The 6,738-nt window shown below is 65.2% G+C and carries 6 protein-coding genes and 1 pseudogene; 4 read left to right on the top strand and 3 right to left on the bottom strand.

Annotation, left to right across the window (positions count from 1 at the left end):
- Positions 1-677: pseudogene (locus ACFO0G_RS05325) on the bottom strand (pyruvate dehydrogenase (acetyl-transferring), homodimeric type); the annotation flags it as partial.
- Between the two features lie 312 nt (positions 678-989).
- On the opposite strand from ACFO0G_RS05325, the gene ACFO0G_RS05320 reads away from it, so the two are divergent.
- The 4 genes from ACFO0G_RS05320 (at position 990) to ACFO0G_RS05305 (ending at position 5,284) form a co-directional block, all read left to right on the top strand.
- A complete protein-coding gene (locus ACFO0G_RS05320; RefSeq protein WP_376976649.1) occupies positions 990-2,558 on the top strand; it encodes an NCS1 family nucleobase:cation symporter-1 in 1,569 nt (522 codons plus the stop codon).
- 53 nt (positions 2,559-2,611) lie between these two features.
- A complete protein-coding gene (locus ACFO0G_RS05315) occupies positions 2,612-3,355 on the top strand; it encodes an aspartate/glutamate racemase family protein (RefSeq protein ID WP_376976648.1) in 744 nt (247 codons plus the stop codon).
- 13 nt (positions 3,356-3,368) lie between these two features.
- The gene (locus ACFO0G_RS05310) at positions 3,369-4,130 is read left to right on the top strand and encodes an SDR family oxidoreductase (RefSeq protein ID WP_376976647.1); all 762 of its coding nucleotides are present in this window, start codon (positions 3,369-3,371) and stop codon (positions 4,128-4,130) included.
- Between the two features lie 161 nt (positions 4,131-4,291).
- Positions 4,292-5,284, top strand: coding sequence for an IS481 family transposase (locus tag ACFO0G_RS05305; RefSeq protein ID WP_376976646.1), 993 nt, complete (start codon positions 4,292-4,294; stop codon positions 5,282-5,284).
- Here ACFO0G_RS05305 and ACFO0G_RS05300 read toward each other — a convergent pair.
- Positions 5,281-5,658: a sterol carrier family protein gene (locus ACFO0G_RS05300; RefSeq protein WP_286399150.1), complete on the bottom strand. Its 378-nt coding sequence runs from the start codon at positions 5,656-5,658 to the stop codon at positions 5,281-5,283. The genes ACFO0G_RS05305 and ACFO0G_RS05300 overlap by 4 nt on opposite strands.
- 39 nt (positions 5,659-5,697) lie before the next feature.
- Positions 5,698-6,714 carry an asparaginase gene (locus tag ACFO0G_RS05295; RefSeq protein ID WP_286399148.1) on the bottom strand — a complete coding sequence of 339 codons (1,017 nt, stop codon included), beginning with the start codon at positions 6,712-6,714 and terminating at the stop codon, positions 5,698-5,700.
- Positions 6,715-6,738 lie beyond the last annotated feature (24 nt).

Genomic DNA, 6,738 nt, shown 5'->3' with positions numbered 1-6,738 from the left:
TGCAGGTAGCGGTTGTTCTGGGCCTGGTAGATCGCGTTCATCGGCCCGATGCCCATGGACACGGTGGGGAATTCCCAGAAGTGCGGCATCAGGCGCGGGTGCGGGTAGGAGGACAGGGCGTGGCCCTCACGGGACTTTTCCTGCCGGAACCCGTCCAGGTCCTCCTCGGAGAGCCGGCCTTCCATGAACGCCCGGGCGTACATCCCGGGGGAGGCGTGGCCCTGGAAGAAGACCTGGTCCCCGCCGCCGGGGTGGTCCTTGCCGCGGAAGAAGTGGTTGAACCCGACCTCGTACAGGGTCGCGGCCCCGGCGTAGGTGGAGATGTGCCCCCCGACGCCGATATCGGGCCGCTGCGCCCGGTGCACCATGACCGCGGCGTTCCACCTCATGTACGCCCGGTAGCGCCGCTCGTACTCCTCGTTGCCCGGGAACTCGGCTTCCTGGTCCACCGGGATCGTGTTCACGTAATCGGTGGTGGTCACCATCGGCACACCCACGCTCTGCGCACCCGCGCGCTGCAGCAGGCTCCGCATGATGTATTGGGCACGCTCGGTGCCCTGTTCCCTGATCAACGCATCCAGGGACTCAACCCACTCGGCAGTCTCTTCCGGATCACGATCAGGCAGCTGGTTAGTCAACCCGCTGAGGATATGGGAGATATCTTCTCCTGCAGCCACGGCAGCCTCTTTTCATCTTTGAATGGATCGGCTCATGTTTTCGTATTGTGAGAAAACGTTATTGCTAGATGAGATTAGTGAGTGAGAGGGCCGGGGTCAACGTGACAGCCGCCACCTCCCGCCCGTTGACGCGCATAGAAGCGAAGCGACGGATTGTGACCGACCCGGAGTGCCCGGGGCGCTTGACCGGCAGTGACCTGGGTCATACCATTATTTCACTATTCAATATCTCGTTTCCGCTAGGTGGAATAACAGAAACGACTCTCCCGGTCGGCCTCACCACCCGGAATCCTCCAAAGAATTGAGACCCCTATGCAAACCCCTCCCACGGCGGGCGTTGCTGCTGAGCAGGGCCTGACAGCGTCGTCGGCCCCTACAGCACATGCCACCAACAATGTTGAAGCCCTGTGTGAATCCGCCAGCGCAGCTTCAGGCACAAGCATCAGCCCTTCCCTGTACAACTCGGATCTGGCCCCCACCAAGCGAGCCGGCCGCAGCTGGACCAGCTACAGCATCTTCACCCTTTGGGCCAACGACGTGCACAGCCTGGGCAACTACGCCTTCGCCATCGGTCTGTTCGCGTTGGGGCTGGGCGGGTGGCAGATCCTCATGGCCCTCGGCATCGGTGCCGCCCTGCTGTTCGGCCTCCTGACGCTTTCCGGCTTCATGGGTGTCAAGACCGGTGTTCCCTTCCCGGTCATGAGCCGCATCAGCTTCGGCATCAGGGGAGCCCAGATCGCCAGCCTCCTCCGCGGAGCCGTGGCAGTGGCCTGGTTCGGCATCCAGACCTACCTCGCGTCCGTGGTGTTCCGCGTGATGATCGTGTCCATGTTCCCAGCGTTGGCGGACATGGACAAAGACTCCATCCTAGGCCTGTCCACACTCGGCTGGATGGCATTCGTGACCCTCTGGGTGGTCCAGCTGGTGATTGTCAGCTTCGGCATGGAAATGATCCGCAAGTATGAGGCCTTCGCCGGCCCCGTCATTCTTGCCACCATGGCCGCGATGGCCATCTGGATCTTCGTCGAAGCCGGCGGAAGCATCGCCTGGTCCTCCAACAAGGCGCTGGAAGGGCCGGAAATGTGGCTCACCATCTTCGCGGGCGGCGCCCTGTGGGTGTCCATCTATGGCACCTTCGTCCTCAACTTCTGCGACTTCACCCGCTCGGCGGTCTCCAAAAAGGCTGTGGTGCGCGGCAACTTCTGGGGCATCCCCATCAACATGCTGGTCTTCGGCGCCATCGTAGTGGTCATGGCCGGCGGCCAGTTCAAGATCAACGGCACCATCATCAAGAGCCCCTCGGACATCGTCCAGACCATCCCCAACACGCTCTTCCTGGTCCTGGCCTGCCTTGCCCTGTTGATCCTGACCATCGCCGTGAACCTGATGGCCAACTTCGTGGCCCCCGTTTACGCCCTGACCAACCTGTTCCCCAAACGGCTGAACTTCCGCAAGGCTGCCATGGTCTCGGCGACGATCGGCCTGGTCATCCTGCCCTGGAACCTCTATAACAACCCGCTGGTCATCGTGTACTTCCTCGGTGGACTCGGTGCGCTGCTCGGCCCGCTGTTCGGCGTTGTCATGGCCGACTACTGGCTGATCCGGCGTGGCAAGGTCAACGTGCCGCAGCTCTACACGGCATCCCCTGACGGCGCGTACTTCTATAAGAAGGGCGTCAACCCCCGCGCCATCATTGCCATGGTTCCAGCGGCCGTCCTGGCCCTGCTCATCGCCTTCGTGCCCGGACTGGCTGCGGCGGCCCCGTTCGCCTGGTTCTTTGCAGCGGGCATCGCCGCCACGCTCTACTTCTTCATCGCCGACCGCAACCAAAGGCTCGAAGACCACGATGGTGAGGCAATCGCCGTCGTCAGCACCCACTGAGCCCTACCAGCAAAGCGGCCCACAGGGATCCGCAGCACCAAAGGACCTACCCCATGCGCATACTCGTCGCCAACGTGAACACCACCTCGTCGATGACCGACTCCATTGCCGCCTCGGCGCGCAGCGTAGCCGCTCCCGGTACGGAGATTGTCGGCATCACCCCAAGGTTTGGGGCGGACTCCTGCGAGGGAAACTTTGAGAGTTACCTGGCCGCCATTGCCGTCATGGACGCCGTCACCTCCTACACGGAGCCCTTCGATGCCGTTGTGCAGGCCGGCTACGGCGAGCACGGCCGTGAAGGTCTGCAGGAGCTGCTGGATGTGCCGGTGGTGGACATCACCGAGGCCGCGGCCAGCACGGCGATGTTCCTGGGGCATAAGTACTCCGTGGTCACCACCCTGGATCGCACGGTTCCCCTCATCGAGGACCGGCTGAAGCTGGCCGGGCTGGACGCCAGGTGCGCGTCCGTCCGAGCCAGCGGCATGGCGGTGCTGGAACTCGAGGAAGAGCCGGAGCGGGCCGTGGAAGCCATCATCAACCAGACGATGCTTGCGGTCACGCAGGACAAGGCCGAGGTCATCGTGCTCGGCTGCGGCGGCATGGCCGGACTGGATGAGCAGATCCGGCAGCGGGCGGGAGTCCCCGTCGTGGACGGCGTGGCTTCCGCGGTGACCATCGCCGAATCCCTGGTCCGGATGCGCCTCTCCACCTCCAAGGTGCGGACATTCGCTGCGCCCCGGCCCAAGACCGTCATAGGCTGGCCGCTGAACAAGCCGGCCGTGCCGGCGCAGCCCTAAGCCAGGAGACAGAATGGACACGTCCCCTCCCACTGCCCGCGTCGCCGTCGTCACGGGGGCCGGCTCCGGCATCGGCCGGGAGGTTGCCCGGCAGATGCTGGCCGACGGCTACCGCGTGGCGCTGGCCGGCCGCCGTGAAGCCCAGTTGAAGGAGACGGCGGACAATCATCCGGCCGCGCTCGTGGTGCCGTGCGACGTTACCCGGCCCGACGACGTCGAACGCCTTTTCGACGCAGCCCGCCAAAAGTGGGGGCGCGTGGACGTGCTGTTCAACAACGCCGGTGTGTTCGGGCCCGCAGCAGGCGTGGACGAGATCAGCCTGGAGGACTGGAACGCCACGGTGGCCGTGAACCTCACCGGGTCCATGCTGTGCGCGGCGGCCGCTGTCCGGGCCATGAAGGCGCAGGAGCCGCAGGGCGGGCGGATCATCAACAACGGCTCCATCTCGGCCCATTCGCCCCGGCCCCGGACCGTGGCGTATACGGTCACCAAGCACGCCATGACCGGCCTGACCAAGAGCATCGAACTGGACGGCCGCGGATATGGCATCACGTGCGGGCAGATCGACATCGGCAACACGGCCACCGAAATCATGGACACTATCGGCGTCGGCTCGGGGGCGCTCCAAGCGGACGGCAGCCGCAGGGTGGAGCCAATGTTTCCCGTTAAGGACGCGGCGCGCGCGGTGCTAATGATGGCCAACATGCCTGCCACTGCCAGTGTTGGTTCAGTGGTGGTCACCGCAGCCGGCATGCCCTTCATCGGCCGCGGCTGACGCGACGCGGCTGGGGCAGGGACAGCAGGGCTAGATGTACTGCCCAGGGACGTTGGTTCGGTGAATGTGATGACTCGCTGGAGTCGTTGAGCCAAAGGTGAGGACCTCCGGTTGCACAGTGGAGTTGCTTAGACAACCGCTGCAGCGACCAGGAGGTCCTCATGTCCCACGCTAATGCCGCTTTGACTCCACGCCAACGTTTACGCGTCGCGCGTCTGGTCGTGGACCATGGCTGGCCGGTATCCCGGGCTGCCGAGCAGTTCAACTGCTCCTGGCCGACCGCGAAACGGTGGGCGGCCCGTTACGCCGCGATGGGTGAGGCAGGTATGGCTGACAGGTCCTCCCGCCCTTACAGGGTGGCGAACCGGACGCCGCAGCAGCTGGTGCGCAAAGTTGTGCACCTGCGCTGGAAGCAGCGGCTGGGCCCGGTCGCGATCGGAGCGAAACTGGCCATGCCGGCCTCGACGGTGCACGCGGTCTTGGTCCGGTGCCGACTGAACCGCCTTCATCACGTGGACAAGCGCACCGGAGAAGTCATCCGCCGCTACGAACACGAGACTCCCGGAGCGATGATCCATGTCGATGTGAAGAAGCTCGGCAATATCCCCGACGGCGGCGGCTGGCGTTACGTCGGCCGGCAGCAAGGAGGCCGGAACCGGGCAGGAACCCCGGACAAGCCGCGCAGCAGAAACCGCGAGCCGCTGATCGGGACCGCCTATGTCCACACGGTCATCGACGACCACTCCAGGGTCGCCTACGCAGAGATCCACAGCGACGAAACAGCGGCCACCGCAGTAGCGGTCCTGCAAAGAGCTGTATCCTGGTTCGCTGCCCGCGGCGTCACCGTCAAACGGGTCCTCTCCGACAACGGGGCGGCCTACAAATCACATCTCTGGCGCGACGCCTGCCGCGAGCTGGACATCAGGGCAAAGAAGACCCGGCCCTACCGCCCCCAGACCAACGGAAAGATCGAACGCTTCCACCGAACCCTCGCCGACGGATGGGCATTCAAACGCTTCTACGCCACCGAATCAGCCCGCAGAAACGCCCTCCCGGCATGGCTGCACCACTACAATCACCACAGGCCCCACACCGCAATCGGAGGCCACCCGCCCATCAGCCGCTTAATCAACCTGCCTGGGCAGTACAGCTAGAGGGGCAGCAGCGCCGACAGGTCCGCCCGCAGGCCTGACGCTGCCACTTTGCCCGCGGTAACTGCTTCCGCCCAGCCCACCTGTCCCGTCACCATTGCAAGCCAGGTGGCGGCGTCGCACTCGATCACGTTTGGCGGGGTGCCGCGCGTGTGCCGCGGGCCCTCCACGCACTGCGTGACGCCGAACGGGGGCACGCGCACCTCAACAGAGTTGCCCGGGGCGCGGGCGGTGACTTCCTCCAGCGAGTACCTCACGGCGGTGGCCAGGACAGTGCGCGGCACGGAAGCGCCCGACGGCGTCCGGGCGGCTTCCAGCCATGCCTTCAGTGCTGCTTTGCCTTCCTGGACGTCAATACGACGGCGGGCTACGGCCATGCTTTCAGTCTTTCCTTTTGCGTCGGTTGGGAGTCGGTGTCAGTCCAGGAGCGCGGAAACCGCCGGGCCCAGCCGGATCTTGCCCACTGGACGGCCACCACCAAGCACCGGCTCAACCACCTTCTCCAAGGCACTGGCGACGCCCGGAATCTCTACCGCCCCCGCTGCCGCAAGAAGTGTCAGGGCCACGAGCGAGGTGGCGCGGACGTTTCCGTCGAGGATCTTTACGGCCACGGAAACGCCCTGGGGCGTGGCCATGGCCAGGACGCCCTCGGCCCCGATCTTGGCTATGATCTCGAGCTCGTCCATCACCAGGGTGTTGGCTTCGCCGCGGCCCTGTACGGCCCACGGGTAATCGAGCATTGAGGTGGCGATGGTGGCTGCCCTGGCGCTGAAGCTCTGGTCACCCGGGGCCTTGGCCAGCTGCGAGTAGGCCCGGGCCAGCCCCTTCAGGGAAACGGCTGCCACGGGAGCGCCGCAGCCGTCGATGCCCAGGTGCGCTATCTGTTCGCCCGTGTATTCCTCGATCACCGTGCGGACCCGCTGCTGCAGCGGGTGGTTGGGCTCCAGGTAGCTGTGCGTGTCCCATCCGTTCTCGGTGCAGGCCCACAGGAAAGCGGCGTGCTTCCCTGAACAGTTGTAGGCCAGCCGCGACTTCCCCTTCTCCGAGCGAACCAGCCAATTGCGGGCAGTTTCATCCTGGGGCCAGGCCTCCGGGCACTGCAGCTGGTCTTCACGGACGCCTGCTGCCTTGAGCATGCCCGCCACCACGTCCATGTGGTCCAGGGAACCCGTGTGGCTTCCGCAGGCGATGGCCACCTGGGCGCCACGCAGCGGAACCCCGGACTGCATGGACGCCAGCGCCTGGAACGGCTTGAGGGTAGAGCGGGCGTAGATGGGGGTGTTGATGTCGCCAAGCTCGGTGACCACCGACCCGTCGGCGGACAGCAGGACGGCGGAACCGATGTGCCGCGACTCCACGAAGCCGCTGCGTTCGATCACGGCCAGTTCGACGGCGGAGTCCACGGTGAAGGTGGCATGCGGATTGTGCGGCATGGTGCCAGTCTATGGGCCAGCCTG

Source organism: Arthrobacter sedimenti (genome assembly GCF_042652025.1).
Lineage (GTDB): Bacteria > Actinomycetota > Actinomycetes > Actinomycetales > Micrococcaceae > Arthrobacter > Arthrobacter sedimenti.
Note: the sequence above shows the minus strand (reverse complement) of the source record. Positions and strands in the feature narration are given on the sequence as shown.